Source organism: Anaerobacillus sp. ABD4_527 (genome assembly GCF_056160805.1).
The window spans coordinates 1-20806 of sequence record NZ_JBSWXZ010000002.1 but is presented as its reverse complement, the minus strand read 5'-3'; the positions used below and the strand labels follow the sequence as shown (position 1 = coordinate 20806).

22 protein-coding genes, 2 rRNA genes and 1 pseudogene are annotated in these 20806 nt (G+C 41.5%); 6 read left to right on the top strand and 19 right to left on the bottom strand.

Annotation, left to right across the window (positions count from 1 at the left end; genetic code table 11):
- Nucleotides 1–2: 2 nt before the first annotated feature.
- From ACXAHI_RS12290 to ACXAHI_RS12265, 6 genes are all read right to left on the bottom strand, one after another.
- Nucleotides 3–800 carry an AAC(3) family N-acetyltransferase gene (locus ACXAHI_RS12290; protein ID WP_474848207.1) on the bottom strand — a complete coding sequence of 266 codons (798 nt, stop codon included), beginning with the start codon at nt 798–800 and terminating at the stop codon, nt 3–5.
- Nucleotides 797–2653: a ribosomal protection-like ABC-F family protein gene (gene abc-f, locus ACXAHI_RS12285; RefSeq protein ID WP_474848205.1), complete on the bottom strand. Its 1857-nt coding sequence runs from the start codon at nt 2651–2653 to the stop codon at nt 797–799. Before abc-f ends, ACXAHI_RS12290 begins: the two co-directional genes overlap by 4 nt.
- Nucleotides 2654–2796: 143 nt before the next feature.
- On the bottom strand, nt 2797–2928 hold the full coding sequence (locus ACXAHI_RS12280; RefSeq protein WP_270180669.1) for an RAxF-45 family protein: 132 nt from the start codon (nt 2926–2928) through the stop codon (nt 2797–2799).
- Between the two features lie 57 nt (nt 2929–2985).
- Nucleotides 2986–3303: a DMT family transporter gene (locus tag ACXAHI_RS12275; RefSeq protein ID WP_474848203.1), complete on the bottom strand. Its 318-nt coding sequence runs from the start codon at nt 3301–3303 to the stop codon at nt 2986–2988.
- Nucleotides 3304–3316: 13 nt separating this feature from the next.
- Complete coding sequence (locus tag ACXAHI_RS12270; protein ID WP_474848201.1) at nt 3317–3646, bottom strand: DMT family transporter; 330 nt, start codon at nt 3644–3646, stop codon at nt 3317–3319.
- Between the two features lies 1 nt (nt 3647).
- Nucleotides 3648–4232 (bottom strand): TetR/AcrR family transcriptional regulator, encoded by a 585-nt coding sequence (locus ACXAHI_RS12265; RefSeq protein WP_474848199.1) that lies wholly within the window; start codon nt 4230–4232, stop codon nt 3648–3650.
- A gap of 471 nt (nt 4233–4703) precedes the next feature.
- Between ACXAHI_RS12265 and ACXAHI_RS12260 the strand changes: the two are divergent.
- From ACXAHI_RS12260 to ACXAHI_RS12250, 3 genes and pseudogenes are all read left to right on the top strand, one after another.
- Nucleotides 4704–4769 (top strand): annotated as a pseudogene (locus tag ACXAHI_RS12260) (zinc-ribbon domain-containing protein); the annotation flags it as partial.
- Nucleotides 4770–4805: 36 nt separating this feature from the next.
- A complete protein-coding gene (locus ACXAHI_RS12255; RefSeq protein ID WP_474849926.1) occupies nt 4806–5855 on the top strand; it encodes a hypothetical protein in 1050 nt (349 codons plus the stop codon).
- An 85-nt stretch (nt 5856–5940) separates the two neighbouring features.
- Nucleotides 5941–7038, top strand: a complete 1098-nt coding sequence (locus ACXAHI_RS12250; protein ID WP_474848197.1) for a S1C family serine protease — start codon at nt 5941–5943, stop codon at nt 7036–7038.
- A gap of 32 nt (nt 7039–7070) precedes the next feature.
- Here the strand turns inward: ACXAHI_RS12250 and ACXAHI_RS12245 are convergent, their stop codons facing one another.
- Nucleotides 7071–7895, bottom strand: a complete 825-nt coding sequence (locus ACXAHI_RS12245) for an SPL family radical SAM protein (protein ID WP_474848195.1) — start codon at nt 7893–7895, stop codon at nt 7071–7073.
- Nucleotides 7896–7991: 96 nt separating this feature from the next.
- Between ACXAHI_RS12245 and ACXAHI_RS12240 the strand changes: the two genes are divergently transcribed.
- Complete coding sequence (locus tag ACXAHI_RS12240) at nt 7992–8405, top strand: hypothetical protein (RefSeq protein ID WP_474848193.1); 414 nt, start codon at nt 7992–7994, stop codon at nt 8403–8405.
- A 53-nt stretch (nt 8406–8458) separates the two neighbouring features.
- Here ACXAHI_RS12240 and ACXAHI_RS12235 read toward each other — a convergent pair whose 3' ends face one another.
- Nucleotides 8459–9337, bottom strand: coding sequence for a LysR family transcriptional regulator (locus ACXAHI_RS12235; RefSeq protein WP_474848192.1), 879 nt, complete (start codon nt 9335–9337; stop codon nt 8459–8461).
- A gap of 114 nt (nt 9338–9451) precedes the next feature.
- Here ACXAHI_RS12235 and ACXAHI_RS12230 point away from each other — a divergent pair, with 114 nt between their 5' ends.
- On the top strand, nt 9452–10540 hold the full coding sequence (locus ACXAHI_RS12230; protein ID WP_474848190.1) for a citrate synthase: 1089 nt from the start codon (nt 9452–9454) through the stop codon (nt 10538–10540).
- Between the two features lie 82 nt (nt 10541–10622).
- Here ACXAHI_RS12230 and queC read toward each other — a convergent pair whose 3' ends face one another.
- Genes queC through queD form a run of 3 tightly spaced genes read right to left on the bottom strand, consistent with a single transcriptional unit; the run spans nt 10623 to nt 12498 of the window.
- The gene (queC, locus tag ACXAHI_RS12225) at nt 10623–11297 is read right to left on the bottom strand and encodes a 7-cyano-7-deazaguanine synthase QueC (RefSeq protein WP_474848187.1); all 675 of its coding nucleotides are present in this window, start codon (nt 11295–11297) and stop codon (nt 10623–10625) included.
- A gap of 2 nt (nt 11298–11299) precedes the next feature.
- A complete protein-coding gene (locus ACXAHI_RS12220; protein WP_474848185.1) occupies nt 11300–12028 on the bottom strand; it encodes a 7-carboxy-7-deazaguanine synthase QueE in 729 nt (242 codons plus the stop codon).
- Nucleotides 12025–12498 carry a 6-carboxytetrahydropterin synthase QueD gene (gene queD, locus ACXAHI_RS12215; RefSeq protein ID WP_270180657.1) on the bottom strand — a complete coding sequence of 158 codons (474 nt, stop codon included), beginning with the start codon at nt 12496–12498 and terminating at the stop codon, nt 12025–12027. Before queD ends, ACXAHI_RS12220 begins: the two co-directional genes overlap by 4 nt.
- A 282-nt stretch (nt 12499–12780) precedes the next feature.
- Here queD and ACXAHI_RS12210 point away from each other — a divergent pair, with 282 nt between their 5' ends.
- Complete coding sequence (locus ACXAHI_RS12210; RefSeq protein ID WP_474848183.1) at nt 12781–13011, top strand: hypothetical protein; 231 nt, start codon at nt 12781–12783, stop codon at nt 13009–13011.
- 80 nt (nt 13012–13091) lie between these two features.
- On the opposite strand, the gene ACXAHI_RS12205 is transcribed toward ACXAHI_RS12210, so the two are convergent.
- The 8 genes from ACXAHI_RS12205 to ACXAHI_RS12170 form a co-directional block, all read right to left on the bottom strand.
- Nucleotides 13092–14270, bottom strand: coding sequence for an aminotransferase (locus tag ACXAHI_RS12205; RefSeq protein WP_474848181.1), 1179 nt, complete (start codon nt 14268–14270; stop codon nt 13092–13094).
- Nucleotides 14267–14761 carry an Lrp/AsnC family transcriptional regulator gene (locus tag ACXAHI_RS12200; protein WP_474848179.1) on the bottom strand — a complete coding sequence of 165 codons (495 nt, stop codon included), beginning with the start codon at nt 14759–14761 and terminating at the stop codon, nt 14267–14269. The genes ACXAHI_RS12205 and ACXAHI_RS12200 overlap by 4 nt, the downstream gene beginning before the upstream one ends.
- A gap of 96 nt (nt 14762–14857) precedes the next feature.
- Nucleotides 14858–15925 carry a Ger(x)C family spore germination protein gene (locus ACXAHI_RS12195; RefSeq protein WP_474848177.1) on the bottom strand — a complete coding sequence of 356 codons (1068 nt, stop codon included), beginning with the start codon at nt 15923–15925 and terminating at the stop codon, nt 14858–14860.
- On the bottom strand, nt 15922–17007 hold the full coding sequence (locus tag ACXAHI_RS12190) for a GerAB/ArcD/ProY family transporter (protein WP_474848175.1): 1086 nt from the start codon (nt 17005–17007) through the stop codon (nt 15922–15924). Before ACXAHI_RS12190 ends, ACXAHI_RS12195 begins: the two co-directional genes overlap by 4 nt.
- A gap of 12 nt (nt 17008–17019) precedes the next feature.
- Nucleotides 17020–18507: a spore germination protein gene (locus tag ACXAHI_RS12185; RefSeq protein WP_474848173.1), complete on the bottom strand. Its 1488-nt coding sequence runs from the start codon at nt 18505–18507 to the stop codon at nt 17020–17022.
- A 93-nt stretch (nt 18508–18600) separates the two neighbouring features.
- Complete coding sequence (locus ACXAHI_RS12180) at nt 18601–20025, bottom strand: cryptochrome/photolyase family protein (protein ID WP_474848171.1); 1425 nt, start codon at nt 20023–20025, stop codon at nt 18601–18603.
- Between the two features lie 516 nt (nt 20026–20541).
- Nucleotides 20542–20658 (bottom strand): 5S ribosomal RNA (rrf, locus tag ACXAHI_RS12175).
- A 55-nt stretch (nt 20659–20713) separates the two neighbouring features.
- Nucleotides 20714–20806 (bottom strand): 23S ribosomal RNA (locus ACXAHI_RS12170); the annotation flags it as partial.

Below are 20806 nucleotides of genomic sequence, written 5' to 3'. Positions count from 1 at the left end.
ATTTATTTACGATACCACTCTCGTCCAAAGTCGACTATTCTTCGCTGGTTGATCAACTTACAAGTTGCTTTTCCAACCTTCATACAATTGAAGTCTCCGCTTTTTTCAAATTGCTTCCCAATCTGTTCGAAGACATCTGAATCGTAGTCGATTTCCTCATACGATTTCCAAGTCCTTTCTCCATTTTCAACTAGAGCGGCTGCTTTAGCTTGTAGAGGCTTATTCGGTCTAGCATGCTCTGCATAGTGAAGAGATGTATTGCTATCATGTCCTACTCCAAGCAAAAGGATCATACCGTCTAACTCATAAATCTTCGCTAGTGGTGACCGATCGCCAAACCCGCTTTCTAGCGGCTGTTCTTCTAAGATGTAGTCGCGATGCTTTCCAACTGCTGCGAAGGAATAAGTCGGGTGGTTACTCCTCCTTACCCCTGGCATCGTTCGAAATAATTCTGCTATGACACCCATTCCTCTTGTTGGCGTCGTATCCTCACAAAAAGCTGGCATGTTTTCTCTAATGATCGGCCACCACGATTCTGGAACCGGTGGATTCATCCAATTTGCTGGATCAGAGTTTCCAGCAGATTGCGTGGGCATCACGATTGTGCCCTCATGACCGACAACCTCTGTAAGTGCACGTATTACCGCTTCAGCACCACCGCATACCCATCCTAGAGAACTAAGAGAGGAATGAACGAGAATGGTCATCCCCTCCTTTACACCTAACTCCCTGAAATCATCTACTAAGCTAGCCACCGTATGTGGTTCGATCATATTTTCTGTTGTACGTTTTTCAGTCATTCTACTTCCCCCTGTAACAACTCGTATAGCTCGTTTCGTTTTTCTTCCATCTTTTCTTTCTCACGATAAAGTGATTCCAGTTCTTTCACATCGCTCGTCTTCAGCAGTTTCTGCTCAAAGTGGTACAACTCTTCCTCAATTTGTTCGACTTCCTCTTCAATCGTAGCTGCTTTCTTCTCAGGTGTTTTGTGCTTAGTCTCCTTAGCCTCTTTAACTTCTTTCACTTCGCCCTGTTTTTCAGACTGCAACTCAATATGCTTCACTCGTGCTTGACTGTATGACTCTAAATAGTGATAAAGGTTCCCATCTTGAAGCCAATACGTAATAGGAAAACACTTGTTCAAAAAATAGCGATCATGTGAAACGCAGATGATCGTTCCCGGGAACCGCTCGATCGCATCTTCTAACACTTCTCTAGAATCGATATCAAGATGGTTCGTTGGTTCATCAAGTACAAGTAGATTGATATCTTTACTCATCAGCTGAGCTAAACGAAGTCTCATCTTCTCTCCACCACTTAAAGAAGAAAGTTTTGAGAACACGCTATAGCCATAAAATAAGAAACGGGATAGCTCATGACGAGCATCACCTTCAGCAACTTTCGCTGTTTCGCGATAGACGTCGATCACCCTCGCATCCTCCCGCTCTTCAAAAACGTGCTGAGAGAGATACCCAACCTTCAAGCTGGACCCTTGTACAACTTTTCCATCAGCCGGTTCGTGCTGACCAAGTAGTACTTTTAATAGCGTCGTCTTACCACTTCCATTCTTGCCAACGATTGCAACCCTTTCCGGATAGCGAATATTCCAATCGACATTCTTTAATAGTGGTTTACTAGTAAAGCCTGCCGTCACATTTTCAAACGTGATCACATCTTTCCCACTTCGATCTGCCATGTCAAATTCGAGTCCCATCTTTCGCCGTTCTAGAATCGGACGTTTGACCTTATCCATGCGTTCTAAAGCTCGTTCCATATTCCTTGCTCGCTTGTGAAGAGCAGCATTTGGAGGATTCGCTTGATTCGCCCACTCTCTTAAACGCTTGATCGCTTCTTTCATCTTTTTGATCTTCTTCTGTTGCTCTTGGAAAGCTTGAAACTCTGCTAAAAGCACCTCTTCTTTTTTCTGAACGAAATGACTATATGAACCGACATATATGGATAGTTCACCATCTTCTAAATCCATCACTTTAGTAACGACTTCATCAAGGAAATACCTATCATGCGAAACGATGAGAACGGTACCTTTGTATGCTCGCAGAAACTCCTCTAACCATTCGACTGCATCTATATCAAGGTGATTCGTAGGTTCATCGAGTAAAAGAAGATCTGGTTCTTTCAGCAAGATCAATCCTAAACAAACCTTTGTTTGTTCTCCCCCGCTTAGCTGAGAGAATGCAGTATCTAGTAGATGGCTAATACCTAAACCGTTGGCTACGTTTTTCACCTTGGAATCTGTTTCATAACCACCTCTCCTCGTATACTCATCAAGGATTTGCCCATACTCTGTTAAAGCTTTTTCGTTCGTTCCCTTCGCCATCTCACCTTCGAGAAGCTTCATTCGATCAGCTAAATCATCCAGGTCCCGGAACGCCTCTTTCAATACATCTCGTGCGTTACCTTTATATTCAGGTATTTGAGCCAGGTAGCCGATTGTCGTACCCTTCTTATAATGAATGTCACCTTCATCCGGTTGTTCAACGCCAGCAAGCAGTTTAAACAACGTGGTTTTACCGCTTCCATTTCTTCCTACGATTCCAACCCGATCTCCTTCATTTATTTCAAACGTTATATCTTCAAAAACAGTGTTTCCACCGAGCATTTTACTGATTGATTGTGCCGTGCATACCATCATGTTCATCCCATCCTTTTCGATAATAAAAAAGCCACAGATAAGGATACACCTCACCTGTGGCTACTTCTTGCATAAAAAAGAGCGGCAAACTACGCCGCTCCTCTCTCTTATAATAGTTCCGTCTGAAGTAGGGTAAGAGCGCCTTACGCGATCGTCGTGCTTATGAAGTTGCTAAAAAAGGGCATACGTGTCCCGTTAGCAGCTCCATCATGAATAATCGCACGGCAACAGCTAGCATAATCAACAAATTCCGCACGAACGACAGCGTTTAACATCTCTTACCTCACCTCCTTCATTTAATACTTTAACTTTATCTAAAGTTTCAGAAAAAATCAACCCTCTGTTAAACGAAGGCCTACTACTGAAATAACGATGAATGAAATCAAAAGGAGTTGCATTCGATTTCTTGGTTCTTTAAACCAATACATCCCGATCAGGACGCTTCCAGCAGAACCAATTCCTGTCCAAATCGCATACGCTGTTCCGACGGGAAGTGCCTTAAGTGAAAGGGAAAGCATAAAAAAGCTCAGCATACCAAAGGCAATCGTCATAAGAGATGCCTTGAGGTTTCTAAATCCATTGGATAGCTTTAGACTAGTTACCCCACCAATCTCCGCTATACCAGCAATCAACAGTGCAATCCATGCCATATCGCAATCCCTCCTAAGCTTCCGATTGGGATGAAGTTAACTTCAAGCCAACGATAGAAAAAATGAGTAACAGTACAAAAAACAGTTTGAATAGATTAACCGTTTCATTCAAGTAAACCATGCCCACGATCGTTGTCCCCGCAGCACCGAGACCAGTAAAGATCGCATAAGCAGTTCCAACCGGTAAATATTTTATCGCCTTTCCAAAAAAGAAGAAACTGATCCCGATACCGACGACGGTCAACAAACTGATGATTGGATTACTGAACCCATCCGAATATTTAAGACCGAGCGCCCATCCTACTTCCATCAATCCACCGATCACTAGAAAAATCCATGCCATCTCAATCACCTACTCTCATATAGTTGATGCCATTTATGAATAATGCCCATGAATGTTCGAGACGCTTACTATGTTCTTCTTTTGAATAATAGAAGAGCTGCTCAAACACACCGTCTAATAAACATAAATACGCATCGAAAATTTGATCACAATCAAGCTTCGAATCCATTTTCGCCAGGATCGAATAGACCACTTCTTTCATCACACCTTCTGTTGCTTCAAACATGTCATAAATATCACTTCGCAACGATTCAGGTGGAAACAAGAACATCCTCTTAAAGATCAGCCCTAATTCATGATTTTGTAAATACGCCGTATTTCTTATCAATAGCGTATAAAGTTGTTTCTCAGGATCTAGAGAAGCTATTTCCTTTGCTGTCTCTTCAAAAAATGTATTATAGTCGATCGTCACTTTATTAATAACGGCAAGAAATAAGTCTTCTTTATTTTTAAAATGAGCGTAAAGGGAAGGTTTCTTAATTCCTACTTCGTCTGCAATATCATTAAGAGAGGTGCCTTCAAACCCTTTTTGAGCAAATAATATCAATGCTTTTTCCTTAATTACCTTCTGAGTTTCTTGTGCCATTTCGAAAACCTCCCTACCATTCGTTAGGTAAACGTCAAAATAAAGAACGGTTACCTACCGTCCGTTAGTTAGTATAGCAAATTTCTATCCACTATGCAAATTCACTTAAACACAAAAAAAGGACCGGCATTTAGCCGGTCTTCCTGGTAACGGAATATTTGAAAGGGGGTCTGGTAATAGAGTAACAAAATGGTAATAGACACGAACAGAGCAAGATAACCCATTCCATTTGAACCTGTTGATCGATTTACCCCCAAAAACAAACCAATAGATCTAGGACTAAGGAATTGTTTTTCATATCACGTTTAAGAAACACGCCTTTTGATTCAGTGGGATCATTGAAGGAAGAATTTTCACGAAAATTTCTTTATATTTCAATTTACCAACAACCTCTGAAAACATATTTCCCTCCTGTAGCTTTTGTGTCAAAATAGTTATTGTAAAGAGATTGAAAGCAGGTGGAGATAAAGAATGTATTGTCCACATTGTGGAAAGAAAAGAGATAGTAACGACCAATTTTGTTTCTCCTGTGGAAAAGAACTCGTCTCCCAAACGAAGGGAAAACGTTCTTTCATGGTTCGTTGGTTACCGCTTATGATTTTCTTTGTAATCGGTATTACACTCTCAAGCTATTATTATTATGAGGAGTCTGTAACGAATGCAGCCATCCGTTCATTTGAACAAGGAGAAAAGCTAGCAGAAAAAGGTAATTATAAAGAAGCGCAAAATAAATTTGAAGAAGCGAAAGCGCAGCGTGATCAATTTCCTGCTGCACAAACCAATCAAAACATGATGAAGACAGCAATCGAAGTAGAAAGTACGCTGAATTCAGCTGAAAAAGCTCGCAAAAAAGACGACTACTCTCAAGCATTAGAACTCGTCGACAACGCCGAAACACAATTGAACCAATATAAAGGGCCTTTAGTCACAGATATACAAGATGACATCGCCTCAGCGAGAACAACCGTCATGGTAGCCGAACTGAAGTTTGATATGAAAGGGAAAAAATCGGTAGAAGCCCTTAAACCAGTGTTAACTAGAGCAGAAACGCTTGAAGTTGACGAAGCGAAAGAAGTAGCGAATCAAATTCGCAACCAAATCATTGAGTTCTCTATGAACGAAGCGAACAAACATTTAAAAGACAACCAGTTTTCGAAAGCCCTCTATGCAGTAGAAGATGGGTTACAGATTAATAGTGAAAACGAAAAATTATTAAACTTAAAAAGCGTTATAGAAAAGAGAAAGAACGCATTTGAAGAAGAACAGCAAAAACGCATCGAGCAAGCAATGGTAGCGGCAGCGAAAGAAGAAGAAATGAACCGCACCAACGCTATTGAATTAGTCGATGCTAAAACTTCCGTCACTGAGTATAACGAGCTCAAAATTACAGGCAATGTTAAGAGTAAAGCCACTGTTCCTGTTTCATCGATCGGTGCTTCTTATCAAGTACTTGATAGTGAAGGCAAGGTTTTTCGAAAGGGCGAAGTTTATATAAACCCAGAAACACTCTATCCTGAAGATACGGGAAAATTTGATTTCACCATTTATGAAATTGATAAAGACGTTAAAAACCTAGATGAATACACCGTAAAAATCGACCACTTTACATGGTTCGTAGAATAGCAGAAAGGAGTTTCATAACGAGATGATTAATAAATCTGCTATTATCTCCCTAGCTGCCTCATTTCTTTTGATAGTAGGAGGCAGCGTGGGTTTTTATTATTTATATGACCATTATGACAGTACCACTGTCAACGCCACTTCTTCCTTAGGAGAGGAGTCTGATAAAACAAGCTCCAAAGAAGATAGTGAGGATTTAAAAAGCATCATCCATGATACTCAAAAAAGCGTCGTGCAGATCAACGTGCAGCTAAAAGACGGAACCTCTTCTGGTTCTGGCTTTTTATATAACAATCTGGGTGATGTGATTACAAATGCGCATGTCGTTGAAGATGCTGAAAAGATCATCGTAAAAACATCCGACGCCAAACAATTCGAAGCGCAAGTAATCGGTATGGGTGAGACAATCGATATAGCTGTCTTACGGGTTCCTGGTCTGAAAGATGCAGCTCCTTTACCTGTCGCAGAAAAAAGAATGGCTGAAGTTGGTGATGATATCATCGCGCTCGGGAGCCCACTCGGCTTACAAAACACCGTCACGACAGGAATCATCAGCGGCCTCGACAGGGAGTTCATTCTTGAACCGTACCGATATGAGAACATTTACCAGATCTCCGCTCCCATTACAGACGGAAATAGTGGTGGTCCTCTTATTGATGCGAATACAGGCGAAGCGATTGCAATCAATTCAGCTGGTACTGAGTCCGGAGCAATCGGGTTCAGTATTCCGATCAAGAATGTGATCGAACAGCTTACATCCTGGTCAAACGACCCAGTAGAAGTAACTGTCGATGACGAGAGCCAAGAGTCTGTCTCGACTCCACAAGGACTCACTGGCGAAGATTTTGAAGAGAATGCACAGTACTTAATCGGGTATTTTTACGAAAGCCTCGCGACACAAGATTATGTAACAGCCTATTCTCTTCTCGGCAGCCGCTGGCAAAACGAAATGCCTTACGAAAAATTTAGAAGTGGGTATATTCGCACCCTCGATGTAGAAGTTTCAAACATGGCGGGCACGCTGAATGAAAACAATGAAGAAGTAAAAGTAACGGCAACAATCGAAGCACAAGAGCGGACTGATGATCAAAAAACAAAAACATCAATGTACAATGTGACTTATCAAGTCGGTTATGAGAACGATCATTTGAAGATCTTAAGTGGCACAGCGAAAAAGCTTAAATAATAAACAAAAGCATGGGGCATGCCCCATGCTTTTTAGTTTGGAGGATAGAATCCTTCTTGAGAAATGAAGATGTTGCCTTCGTTAAACTTCTCTAATAAGCGATTCTTTATTTTCAAGTAGGTATTCCGATCATACCAATCCCCTAAATCGTGTTCTTCAAACAATTTACGGATTCCGAGCTGTTCTGTCCTTTTTCCACCGCTTCCATCTCCCATAAAGAAATCATCCAGCGTAACTCGGTTTACAGCACGATGCAATTTCTCAGGGAAATCCTCTGAACAAGGTAATAGCGGTGCAACAGCCGCTTGAACGGGCACCCCTGCCTCTCGTAATTCTTTTAATGCCTTCAATCGCCCTCCTATCGGCGGCGCTTGAGGTGCGAAAATCTTCCTTACTGACTCTAAATCAGTCTCGACCGTGATACTGACGAGAACTTGATTGCCAAGCTTTTTCAACAAATCAATGTCCCTTGTCACAAGAGGTGACCTTGTTTGAAGAAACAGAAAATCTGGTGTCTCTTCAAGCATAGCTTCAAGAAGGCTTCTAGTTAATTCTGTTTTGTATTCAATCGGTTGGTAAGGATCTGTAGAGGAGGACATAAAGATCGAAACCTTCCCTTTTTTCCTTGCTTTTGGAATCTCTTTCTTTAATAGAGCGACGCCATTTTCTTTAATGTCCACCCACTCTCCCCAATCTTCCTCTCGAAACAAAGCGATCGGCATTCTCCTAACATAGCAATAGGAACAACCAAACGCGCAGCCAGCGTAAGGATTCAGCGTATGACTATATCCATTTAAAAAACCGCTCCCTTTCGTCAAGATCGTTCGGGACGTACGGCTTTGAATGGAAGGCTTCATTCTATCCCTCCTTCTATTAAGAACGTAGGTTCTTATCTCTATACATAAAAATCCCCGAAAATGGAGAATATAAACATCGAAAGGTGGTTACGTATTATGAAGATGATCGTACATCTACTTCTAATGATGGGTATCCTCATCTCACCAAATGAAACAGAAGCTGCGCTACCAGTTAAACTACTACAAGGGGATTGCCCTAAGCTTCAAAAGGTGAATAAACCGAGCTCTGTTCAAGAACTTCAGGCAAAACTACAGGTGGTCGTTCCATCACTAATGACTCAGGACCCTAATGCCAAAAGTTGGCGTGTGTTGTCCACAACAAAACTAAATCGTTCTTCTCCTTACTATAAACCAGCTGTCAAAGCATGTAGCAAAAAAACTGCCGATCAGAGCTACCTTGTCGATGTGCTTGTAACGAAGAAGTCGACGAACTTCCCCGTCCACATTCACCTTTATGCAACGAACCAGGTTGAAAAAGGCTGGCAGCTTTGGGGATTGACGACTTATTGATGTAAACGTCCGAAGGGCAGCTTAAACCCCGATCAGGAAACTGGTCGGGCATTTTAATGCATATATCTTTCTAGGAACTCTTTAAATAGACTCGCTTCTCGTGATATATGGTGATAGACCATATACGTATACACTGTCGGAAGCTTGATTTCACTCGTTTCCACTTCTAGCATCCTTCCTTCAAGCAGCTCCCTCTGAACGGCGGACCTTGGAAGAAAAGAAAATCCAAGACCCTCCTCAATAAAACGCTTTGTCACATGAACCTGAGAGACAACCATCGTCCGAATTCCTTTATACCTTGCACGTAGTTCGATCAATAGCTCTTCCCAATACCCTGGGTGTGAATACGTAAGCAATGTTGTATGGTTACAATACTCCTCAAGACTTAACGGCAAACTCGTTTCGGCATCACCACCATCATGAGGAACGACGAGCACTATTGGATCTGGCCCCATTTTTTCTGATGTGAGATGCTGCTGTATGGCAGCCATCCTCGATAACCCTAAGTCAGCTGATCCATCAGCTACACTATCTCCAATATCAGTAGACTCACTCACCTTTACCACAACTTCTATCGAAGGGTGCTGTTTCATAAACTGCTGCAGAACGTAAGGCAAGAGGGTCGCAGCTAGTAAGGGGGATACAGCGATCGTTATCTTCTTATCGTACCCTTGATTCCACCCCGACATATGTTGAAGGCTGCTATTGTAGTGGTCGACCATTGTTTTTGCATAAGGAAGGAACTGTCTTCCTGCTTCTGAAAGCACCACACGTCTCCCGTTCTTCACAAAGAGCTTACTGTTCAGCGCTTTTTCTAACTGTTGAATATGTACCGATACAGTGGGTTGAGCGAGATACAACTTCTCTGATGCTTCTCGGAAGTTTTCATAGGTGGCTGCGGCAACGAACGTTCGAAGCCAGTTCAGGTTCATATCTTTCCCTCCAATCAATTACGATTCCCTATCAATAGTACCATTATTATTTATTAGTCATAATGATAGCGAAACGATACACTGAAAACAAGAATATAGATTGGAGTTGATGATATGGTTCATGCTGGATTAAAGGGAATTGTTGCTGCTGAGTCAGAAATCAGTCTTGTTGACGGTGAAAAAGGCCAACTCGTCTATCGTGGGGAGTGGGCTTCCACTTTAGCAAAAGAAAAGTCATTCGAAGAAGTTGTTTATTTCTTGTGGAATGGTTCATTTCCAGATGAAAAGGCTCTTAAAGAATTTTCTACTAAACTTCTAGAAGCAAGATATCTCAAATCTTATCAAAAAGACATACTAGACCGACTACCTGAAAGTATGGATATGATGGCTGTAATTCGAACGGTAGTTTCATCCATGGGTAACAAGGCAGACACGTTTCCTTCCACGGAACAAGAAGGAATCAACATCGTGGGTCTCATCCCAACGATCATTTCGTATCGCTACAGATCATTGCAAGGAGATCCGATCATTGAACCAGATGCTTCGCTGTCGCATGTTGCAAACTTTTTGTACATGCTAAAAGGAAAAACGCCTGATGAAAATCATGTAAAGGCGTTGTCAGCTTACTTTGTCTTAACGATGGAACATGGTTTGAACGCTTCAACTTTTACTGCCCGCGTCATCGCCTCAACAGAAAGTGATCTCGTATCAGCGATTGCTGGTGCGATCGGTGCAATGAAAGGACCATTGCATGGTGGTGCGCCAACGGGAGTCATCGACTTACTTGAAGAGATTAAGAAAGACGGTAGTGCAGATCGCGTCTTAAAAAGGAAATTGGAAAATAAAGAAAAGCTAATGGGCTTCGGCCATCGCATCTATAAAACACGCGATCCAAGAGCTGCTGCGCTCAGTGACATCACTTCAAATTTCTATGATGATGAGGAATTTAAGCTAGCTCATGAAGTGGAGAACAAAGCTGTTGAACTACTAAAAGAGCATAAGCCAGGAAGAAACCTTTATGCGAATGTCGAATACTATGCAGCTGCCATCCTGCGCTCGATCGAGCTTCCAACAGAATTATTCACTCCGACCTTCACCGCAGCAAGATGTGCAGGCTGGGTCGCACATGTATACGAACAAAACCAAAACAACAGCATCATCCGCCCTTCCTCCACCTATACAGGGGAAATCCCTGCGGAGTGACCTGTCGAGTGACAGGCACCACCCGGTATTTGTCGAAGGGGGAAACAAAAAGAAGCGCCGGCCCGGCGCTTCTTTTAATCTATTACCCTTTATAAGGAATCGGATCAGTTGAACCTGCTTCTTCAAATCCTTTTAATCGAAGACGACAGCTATCACATTCCCCACAAGCTTCTTCTTCTCCGTTGTAACAAGAAGTGGTCAACTCATAAGGCACATCTAACCTTAACCCTTCTTTAACCGTTTCAGCTTTCGTTAAATCGATCAATGGCGTCTCGATCACCATGTTACTACCAGTTGCTCCTGCTTTTGTTGCAAGGTTTACCGTTTCATTCATACTCTCGATAAACTCAGGACGACAATCCGGATAACCGCTATAATCTACCGCTGACACCCCGATATAGATTGCCTCTGCACCGATTACTTCAGCATATGCCGATGCTAGCGAAAGAAAGATCATATTCCTTGCAGGTACGTACGTTGCAGGAATTTCGTCTTCATCCATATCAGTTGGAACATCGATCGATTGATCTGTTAGTGCACTCCCACCAATTTGGTTCAGAAAGCTAATATTTACAATGCGGTGGTCTGGCGCGTTATAGTACTCAGCCACCTTCTTAGCCTGCTCGACTTCACGATTATGCTTTTGCCCATAGTGGAATGTAATTGGATAAAGCTCATATCCTTTTTCTTTCGCCATTCCCATACAGGTGGTACTATCAAGTCCACCACTCAATACGATGACTGCTTTTTTACTCAAATCTACACACCTCTTTTATTAGGATCCCAAATGATTTTATGAAGCTGCATGCTGAGTTTCACCCTACTCAGTCCAGCATCGAGTATCTTTTGAACGAGTTTATTCGGTGGCATCGTTTCCCACACAGGACTATAAAGAACCTGGCCTTTATCATGATGCTCAGCCACAACCTCCGTCGCCACATCGAAATCTTCGTCAGACCCAATAACGAATTTGATTTCATCCTGTTCATCGAGCAGGGCGAAATTATCATGAAGCATACGATGCTGCTCACCGGAATCAGGAAGCTTATAGTCCATCACAAAGCGAACCTTGTTCTCCCAATCGCTATCTTCACGTCTAACTTGTTCATATGGTGCAAGGTCAATCGCACCGTTCGTTTCGATGTGAATATCTTCAATATGCGGAAGGTCTACCATCGCTTGTAACAAAGCATATGACTTTTCACGATGAATCAACGGTTCACCGCCCGTGAAACAGATATGCCTGCTCTTATACTGCTTGATTTGATCGATAATATCTGAAATCGTGGCCGTGTACTCAGCCTTATCAGGTGCATAGCTATAAGGCGTATCACACCAAGTACAGCGAAGGTTACAATGAAACACTCTTACAAAAACAGTTGGAAATCCGGCCCTAGTCCCTTCTCCTTCTACTGTTTCAAACACTTCAACCATAGGAAGGTTCCAATTCATATATTCTGATCGTTCAGGTAATGTCCACTTCATCATTCTGATTCCATCCATTCTCGCTTCAATGTTGCGTAGCTTGTCGGTGTTTCATACAGAACGAGCTCTTCGAGACGCTGGCCATTATCTCGCATTTCACGGCTATCAAGAGCAGTATCGAGCTGTTCCCAAATCCAAACGATCATGTTCTCCGCTGTTGTATTCATGTTTGGAAGAACTTCATTTAAATAATGGTGATCAAGCTTTGAATCGATCACATCTTTAAACAATGCTTTGATCTCACCGAAATCTACTGAAATACCGATCTCGTTGACATACCCGCTAATCGTAATAACTAATTTATACGTATGACCGTGCATACTTTTACACTTGCCTTCATAACAGTGTAGGTGGTGTGCTGCGTCGAACGTAAATTCCTTTGTGACAGCCACACGCTTATTGTGATATTTTAATTCGCTTTTTTGAATATCTTCTCCAAGCAATTCAACTTTCTTAGGAATCATAAAAGACATAAAAAAAGCTCCCTTCTTTTATTCATTAGAGGGAGACGCATGAAAAAACCTTCTTTCAACGAGAAGGCATGCTACATTTCATGGGTCCCTAGTTTTGTTTTACGAGAGGAGGGAATTCCGAACTCTCCAACCTGATAATAATATCATAACACGTTTTTTGAGAAAAGCTTCTGGTAAATCTCTCCCTTATAAGAAATATAGCAGGTAAAAGCAATTGCATTACAAATGAATTGCAATCATGTAAACTTGTATTGGACGACTATCTATAGGAGGTGACATATCATGAACCAAAACCAAGGTATGATGGAAGGAATGGGTATCCTTTTCGGTTTATTCGGTTTCCTTTACATGGCAATCATTTTATTTATCGTGATCTTAACGATCGTCTTTATCTTTAAAGCAATGGGATTCATGAAGCGAAAAACTGCGTCTGACCAGGAACAAAACGAACTACTTCGACAGCTCGTTTCACAGCAAGCGAAGACGCATGACCATGATTCAACAGGTCATTGATGTGAAAGCCTACCTTTAGATAGGGAGGCTTTTGTTTGTCAATAGCAATAGTTAAAGCCGTCCTTATTGGACGGCTTTCTTTAATTGCTCGCGTATTTATCGACGAACCGCTCGATTCGTTTCACAGCTTCTTGAAGGGATTCAAGGGATGTTGCGTAAGAGCATCTGACATACCCTTCGCCTCCCTCTCCAAATACATGACCAGGTACAACCGCTACGCGTTCTTCATGCAGCAGTTTCTCCGCGAACTCATCCGAAGTCATCCCTGTCGATTGAATAGATGGAAATGCATAGAATGCACCTCCTGGCATGCGGCAAGATAACCCCATCCTGTTAAATGATTTCACAATAAAGTTCCTTCGCTGACGATAACTACGCTTCATACGCTCTAGATCTTCACGACCGTTCCGTAGTGCTTCAAGTGCGCCATGCTGTGCGATCGTTGGAGCACACATCATCGTATATTGATGAATCGTCAGCATTACCTTCAAAATTTCTTCAGGTCCAGTCACGTAACCAAGTCTCCACCCGGTCATCGCAAAGGCTTTTGAAAATCCTGAAATCAAAATCGTTCTTTCTCTCATTCCAGGTATTCGAGCGATACTGTAATGCGGTTGATCATACGTAAGCTCAGCATAAATCTCATCAGATAACACGAGTAAGTCGTGATCTTCAATAACTTTGGCTACAGCCTTCAATTCATCTTCTGTCATCGTTGCGCCTGTTGGGTTACTTGGGAAACAGATGAGAACTGCCTTCGTCCGCTCTGTAATCGCTGACTTCAACTTCTCAGGTGTAAGCTTAAATTCATCTTCCTCCACCGTTTCAAGAGGCACAGGTGTCCCTCCTGCAAGGGTAACTGCAGGTGAATACGCAACGAATCCAGGCTCCACGATAATGACCTCATCGCCAGCGTCCAGTATGGAACGAAATGCTAAATCGATTGCCTGACTTGCCCCAACCGTGCAGATGATTTCTGACTCAGCAGAATACGACAGTGCGAACTGTTCTTTTAAGTAAGACGAAATTTCCTGACGTAAATCCAACAAACCCGCATTAGGGGTATAAGCCGTATAGCCATTTTCTAAGGAAGCATAGCCAGCTTCACAAACATTCCATGGTGTTACAAAATCTGGCTCACCAACACCAAGAGAAATGACATTATCCATTTGAGATGCGAGATCGAAGAACTTACGAATGCCAGAAGGTTTTAGCTTCGCAGCATTTTTTGAAACATAGTCGCTTTGAACCTGACTCATGGTGACACCACAATCCGCTTATCTTTCTGTTCAGGCTCAAAAATAACACCATCATGCTTATATTTTTTCAACAGAAAATGAGTCGTGGTCGAAAGAACAGAATCAAGCGTAGACAGCTTATTTGAAACAAAGAACGCTACTTCTTTCATCGTTTTCCCTTCGATTTGAACGGAAAGATCATAAGCACCCGACATCAAATAGACAGTCTTCACTTCAGGAAAACGATAAATACGTTCAGCTACATCATCGAACCCAACGTCTCTTTTTGGCGTTACCTTGACATCAATCATCGCAACGACACCATCTTTTCCTGCCGCTTTATCCCAATTGATAACGGATGAATAGTTTAAAATAATGTCTTGTTCCTCTAGAGAACGAATGCTCTTTTCCACTTCCTCTACGGGTAAGTCCACCATATCAGCAAGCACCTCTAACGGGATGCGCGCATTGTCTTCTAATATTTCTAGGATTTCGATTTCTTTTTCATTCATGTAAGTTCCCCCTGTACACTGCATTTTTTCTACTATATCATGCTTGTAACGTAATTTCATTGATGGTGTAATGCGTTAAATCCTTAAGTAAGACGATTAATCGATAACACCCGACTCTAGAATCTCAACATTGGCTTTAACCTTGATCTCGAGGTTAGGATACTGATCTTCCCAATTGGAAAAGTTAAATTGCCTCGTCTGGCTCCTTGCTCGATCACCAAACGCTAGAGGGTCGATCTTTAAGTCTTGGAACTTCTTTATAAGTTTCAAGCTGTCTTTCTGAATTTTCTCTTCAAACTCTTTCGAAATCATCTTCTTAATTTTGTCGTCTAGTTTATCTCCAGTATACTGAGCGATATTTGCTTTTATATCCACTTTGATCGACACGTCAGGTGAAGTGTTTCCATCATCAATTTTATAAACCACTTCAGACTTCACTTTATGAAGCGTAGCATAATTCCCATCTGAAAGAGAAACTTCAAACAAACCTGCTTTATGGTTTTTATTGATCAATGTAAACATGAACATTTCTTCTAAGTCTAGTTTCCCAACCATCTTTTCCCCTTTAAATAGAGCTAAACCAGAAATGAAGATCTCTTCTTCATTCCTCTTTAGAAGTGGCATGTAGGGGTCCATCCCTTTTCCATAGTATTTATAATCAAATAGATGAAGATTGTTTTGTGGCATATTTCCATATTCGATCGACTGTCTGATTAATATTTGAAGGAAAGGTCCAATTCCTTGAAGATATTCATATTCTTCTTTAATCAAGTCTCCCGCGCTTCCTTCAACTACACCTACATACGTTAAACGTCCAGAGGCAGGGTCGCGAAGAAAACTATCTAGCACCCTTAAAACGCCATGTTCCGCTTCTTCTTCACCAAATAACATCACGGCCATTTTTCCAATCGTTAAAGGCTTAGGAACCCCGCTCAACTGATTTCGAAGTCCTTTTGAAGTATGTGCTTCTGCCTGAAAGGTTCTCGTCTCTACTTCCTGATTTGGTTTAAACCTTTGTAAAGAGATAGTCCCTTTAATCTTTCCTTCGCTCCCTTTATCGTATCCTGCAATAAACACGACTGGGACTTCATCAATGATTTCAGTTGAAACACAAGCCGTCAGAAGAAAACAAGTCATGAGTGATACCGCTAGCCTTTTTTTCACCTCGTCACCCTCCTTCGAATGACACTAAACAAGAAGATAAACGGAATATAAATATAGAAAAAATACGTACCGATCGAGGCAGTAACCGTGTTTAACATGTCGATCTGTTCACGGGTCGCAATCAAGACGCACGCTATAAAAACAACTATTAGCAAGACGATCGAAAAATGTTTTTGCTTAATATGTAACGTTTTCTTACCGATTCTTGTTGCAGCCCAAATGTTTAGACAGATGTTAGGAAAAATAACAAAGCACCAAAACGTAATGCCGATATACTCAAACCGCTCCACAAATGGAAGTTCAACTACTTTCCATGAAATTAACGTAGACCAAATCGTTTGTTGAAGCTGCTCACCACTATAAAAAGCAATTGAGATCACCATAACGATGAGGTAAATGATTGTAGTCCCCATGATCCCAATATGAGCCCAGACCTTCGATTTTTTAGGATCCTTAAGAAAAGGGTAAGCAAACAATAACATTTCAGCTCCTAGAAAGCTCAACGTCATTTGCTTTGTTCCCATTGCAAATTCCTTCAAAGAGTGATCAAAAACCGGCAGCAAATTCGTAAAAGATGAGAACTTCGCTGGTGACACTGCTGTAAGAACTAACCAAAGAGGAAAGATGACTCCAAAAAAAGAAACACCTACTACCGTGCGAAATCCACCAGCAAGCACATAATAAGTTAACAATAAATACATAATCGCTGGAATCCACGTTTGCAACTCAGGAAACATCCATGCCTGAATAACTTCTATAAAAGTTCTTAGAATGATTACAGCACCAAGTAATAAATAAATCATTAGGAGTAGATTGAGAAATCCTCCAATCCAACTCCCAAACCACTTCTTCTGCAAATCGATAATATCATCGGTACCTTCACCTAATATGACGTACATCATCCACACAAATAAATGAAAAATAAGCCCGGTTATAAGAACGACAATCCATGCATCTTGCTCTGTATATTGAGTGATGTACCTTGGAAAGCCAAGAATACCGACGCCAACCTGATTGCTATGAATGATAAACATCACTAGGAAAGAGGAAACAAGAAGATCTTTTTTACGGTTATTTTCCAAAATTCTCACCCTCTACTGCTCATCGAAGTCAAGTGAATTCCGCTTTTTTTCCTTCTTATCAAAGAACCTTGAAACTTTTTCTGTTCGAAAGAAATGAGCCCTCTTTTTTTGCATTACATAAGGTAAGCGAAAGAACGAATCATACCAATCCATAAGCCTCGGCGGATATAGCGGAGCAAGATATGGACTTCCGAATGAAGTAAGTCTAATTAAATGAACCAGAACAAATAAACCGAATAAAGCAATTCCTATCAAACCAAGAAACTGTGCAAATAGAATCAATGGGTACCTTAAGAATCTAATCGTATTCGTCATTCGATATACAGGGGTTGTAAATGAAGCAAGCGCAGACAGCGCTACAATAATAAGAAGGATATTACTTGTAAGGGATGCTTCTACGGCTGCCGTCCCAATGACGATACCTCCCACGATACCGAGAGTCTGTCCGACTTTAGAAGGCATTCTCGCTCCTGCTTCACGCAAGAGGTCGATGGTGATCTCAAGGAATAGCACCTCGATAACAGGGATAAATGGAATGTCACTTCTTGAAGAAATCAACGTTGCAAGAAGTTTTGAAGGGAACAATTCAAAATGGTACGTTAACACAGCTACATACAAAGGGGTTGCAACGATCGACATTATAATAGAAAACATTCTTATAATCCTAAAGAATGATGCAATATTCCATCCTAAATAATAATCCTCGAATGATACTAGAAGTTGTCCAAAATTAATTGGACCGATCAATGCATTGGATGATCCCTCTGCCAGAATTGTAATTGCTCCGTAATTCAGGTGCCCAGTTATTCTGTCTGTCCTTTCCGTATCGATCATTTGTGGAAAAACGGAAAAAGAGTTGTCTTCTAACATTTGTCCGAGGAAGGATGAATCTGCTATTATATCGAAATCTATATCCTCAAGTCGTTGCATGACTGTATTCACATTTTGTTCTGATGCAATATCTTCAATGTAGATAACAATTACTTTGGTCTTTGAAACAGTTCCAATCGTGATCTGCTTCATTCTTAGTTTTGGATGAGGGATTCGTCTCCTAATCAAGTTCATATTCGTTTGAAGGTCTTCGATTAAGCCCTCTTTTGGTCCCATGACACTAAACTCGATCTCAGGAGCAGATAAGTCTCTTGATTTTGTAAGACTTAAATCCATCAACAACACATTGGAATCTTTTGATAAGCGTACAGCTAAATAACCATTCATCAAGCGCTCTTGTATTTTCTTTACATCCGATGTGACCTCTAAGTTCTGGATTGGGATTTTAGCCTCAAGCTCATCAAGTGATTGCATCTTACATTCATTGAGTTTTGGCAGCACATTTCGATGTAGCTGTGCTGGATCGATAATAGACGCAAAATAAATGAGCGTATAAGAAATTGCACTCTTCTTGTTATGGTAAGTGACAAAATCGGAAGACTTGCCTAGGTCCTCCAACATTTCATCTAGGGTCATCTCTTTCTTAATTGTTTTTTGAAACCACTTCACATCGATCAGCTCCGCTGCTAAGTCTCTTTTATGTAGCATGCGCATTTCGATTTACGTTATCCAAATACAAAGCCAGGCACTTAAGTGCCTGGCTTAGGAAAGTTCTTTATAGACTGCTAAAACTTTTTTTCTTTGCTCTTTATGATCAACCGATGGCTCTGGATAGTCCTTGCCAATCATGCAGTTACTTTCAACTTGCTCATCATGTGACATTTTGGAAGGCTTATGAATATAAGTCGAAGGAACGTCTCTCAACTCTTCGACATATTTCTTAATGAATGTACCATCAGGATCGAAACGCTCACCTTGCGTAGTCGGATTAAACACTCTGAAGTAAGGAACAGCATCTGTACCTGTCGATGCTGCCCACTGCCAGCCGCCTGCGTTCGAAGACTCATCATGATCGATCAGCTTCATTTCAAAATGCTTATCTCCAAGTCTCCAATCGATTAAATAATCTTTGGTCAAAAAAGAAGCGGTTATCATCCGAAGGCGATTGTGCATCCACCCTTCTTTATTTAATTGTCTCATCCCAGCATCGACGATCGGAAAGCCAGTTTTTCCATCTTTCCACTTTTGCAGCCGTTCTTCATCAGTACTATTCCAAGGGAGGTCACGATATTTGGAGTGAAATTCCTCTTCTCGTAAAGTAGGAAAGTGATAATGAACCATTCCGTAAAAGTCTCTCCATGCAAGCTCTTGTATGTAGGCTTCGACGCCTGTATTATCTTTTTCTGCAACTAAGTGATATAACGTTCTTATTGAAAGACATCCCGTTTTAAGATAAGGAGAAAGTCTACTCGTACCAACCACATAAGGAAGATCGCGGTTGTTATCATAGTCTTTTAATCGATCATTCACAAACGCCTCGGCACGCTTCCGGGCATTTTCTTCCCCTATGCCCTGCCACTCTCGATCACACTGATTCAGGACAGAGGAAAATTCATCTGATGATGTATCATCTAGTTCCTCGTTAAATGAGCGTGCATACTTCTTGAGCATGTCAGCGTCGATTTTTACGACCTCATGTTTCTTCTGCTTACTCCATTGTTTGTAATAAGGGGAGAAAACCTTATACATCGTCCCGTCACCCTTCTTTACTTCCTCTCCTGCATGCAAGTAATAGTCTTGAAAATCATGTGCCTGAATCCATTCACTCTCAAGCCACTCCCTTACCTTTTCATCTCTCTTTGCTCCATAACCAACATCATCTCGATTGAAAAAAACAGCTTTTACCTCTTTTAACTCGTTCGTTACTTTTTTAAAGACATCAACTGCCTCACCATGCACAACCTGGAATGGCAGCTTCATATCTAAACAGCGTTCTTGAAATTGCTTCACCGTCTGGAAAAAATAATCATGATGCGAGTCGATCGTCTGAGTAAAATGAGGATCCAATTGAAACAACCCGACCCAACGTGCATCATTCTCCTCACAATACTCGATCGCTTTATGTAATGCTGTATTGTCCTCTAATCTAAAATCCCGCCGAAACCAAACGATCACGATATCCTTCATCTTCTCACCTCTCTTAGTTATCGTACCGTTTTTATTCCCTAAATGTGAAATTCTAATAGTCTTTGTGTGCTTTTGCGTGTGAATTTTGGAGGGGGATGGTTGAATTGTGTTATGGAGATGGGGGATTTTTAGCGGATATCAGCGAAATGATTGATTTATCGGCGTAAATTTCAATTTATCGGCGAATTTGAGGTAAATATCAGCGAAAGGAAGACATTTATCGGCGATCTTGTGATTTTATCAGCGAAACCGGTGATCTGAGGGAATGATTAGTTAAAATCACATTCAGATAAGACCATTTGGGGCGAGCGATCCTGGGGATATCCGCGAAAATTTCATTTTATCCGCGAAACAGTTAGATATATCCGCGCTTTTCAATTTATATCCGCGAAATCTTGCCATTTATCCGCGATTCTGAGAATATATCTGCGAAACCACTTTTCAGCAACCCCTGATGACTCAACACCACATTTAGACAAAACAAAAAAGCCAGAGCTCTATGCTCTGACTTCACTTGCCTAGCGACGTCCTACTCTTGCAGGAGGAGAGCCCCCAACTACCATCGGCGCTGAAGAGCTTAACTTCCGTGTTCGGCATGGGAACGGGTGTGACCTCTTCGCCTTCATCACTAGACTATTCAGGTATTCCCTGAAAACTAGATAGCACGCAACATCGTATTCCAATTTTTTAGGTTAAGCCCTCGATCGATTAGTATTCGTCAGCTCCACGTGTCGCCACGCTTCCACCCCGAACCTATCAACCTCATCATCTCTGAGGGATC

What these genes read in the sequence shown, in the direction of transcription:
- ACXAHI_RS12235 (WP_474848192.1), bottom strand. Translation starts at nt 9,337, where the DNA reads ATGAACCTGAACTGGCTTCGAACGTTCGTTGCCGCAGCCACCTATGAA.
- ACXAHI_RS12270 (WP_474848201.1), bottom strand. Translation starts at nt 3,646, where the DNA reads ATGGCATGGATTTTTCTAGTGATCGGTGGATTGATGGAAGTAGGATGG.
- ACXAHI_RS12230 (WP_474848190.1), top strand. Translation starts at nt 9,452, where the DNA reads ATGGTTCATGCTGGATTAAAGGGAATTGTTGCTGCTGAGTCAGAAATC.
- ACXAHI_RS12205 (WP_474848181.1), bottom strand. Translation starts at nt 14,270, where the DNA reads ATGAGTCAGGTTCAAAGCGACTATGTTTCAAAAAATGCTGCGAAGCTA.
- ACXAHI_RS12220 (WP_474848185.1), bottom strand. Translation starts at nt 12,028, where the DNA reads ATGATGAAGTGGACATTACCTGAACGATCAGAATATATGAATTGGAAC.
- ACXAHI_RS12210 (WP_474848183.1), top strand. Translation starts at nt 12,781, where the DNA reads ATGAACCAAAACCAAGGTATGATGGAAGGAATGGGTATCCTTTTCGGT.
- ACXAHI_RS12245 (WP_474848195.1), bottom strand. Translation starts at nt 7,895, where the DNA reads ATGAAGCCTTCCATTCAAAGCCGTACGTCCCGAACGATCTTGACGAAA.
- ACXAHI_RS12180 (WP_474848171.1), bottom strand. Translation starts at nt 20,025, where the DNA reads ATGAAGGATATCGTGATCGTTTGGTTTCGGCGGGATTTTAGATTAGAG.
- ACXAHI_RS12265 (WP_474848199.1), bottom strand. Translation starts at nt 4,232, where the DNA reads ATGGCACAAGAAACTCAGAAGGTAATTAAGGAAAAAGCATTGATATTA.
- ACXAHI_RS12240 (WP_474848193.1), top strand. Translation starts at nt 7,992, where the DNA reads ATGAAGATGATCGTACATCTACTTCTAATGATGGGTATCCTCATCTCA.
- queD (WP_270180657.1), bottom strand. Translation starts at nt 12,498, where the DNA reads ATGTCTTTTATGATTCCTAAGAAAGTTGAATTGCTTGGAGAAGATATT.
- ACXAHI_RS12255 (WP_474849926.1), top strand. Translation starts at nt 4,806, where the DNA reads ATGGTTCGTTGGTTACCGCTTATGATTTTCTTTGTAATCGGTATTACA.
- ACXAHI_RS12275 (WP_474848203.1), bottom strand. Translation starts at nt 3,303, where the DNA reads ATGGCATGGATTGCACTGTTGATTGCTGGTATAGCGGAGATTGGTGGG.
- ACXAHI_RS12290 (WP_474848207.1), bottom strand. Translation starts at nt 800, where the DNA reads ATGACTGAAAAACGTACAACAGAAAATATGATCGAACCACATACGGTG.
- ACXAHI_RS12200 (WP_474848179.1), bottom strand. Translation starts at nt 14,761, where the DNA reads ATGAATGAAAAAGAAATCGAAATCCTAGAAATATTAGAAGACAATGCG.
- ACXAHI_RS12280 (WP_270180669.1), bottom strand. Translation starts at nt 2,928, where the DNA reads ATGTTAAACGCTGTCGTTCGTGCGGAATTTGTTGATTATGCTAGCTGT.
- abc-f (WP_474848205.1), bottom strand. Translation starts at nt 2,653, where the DNA reads ATGATGGTATGCACGGCACAATCAATCAGTAAAATGCTCGGTGGAAAC.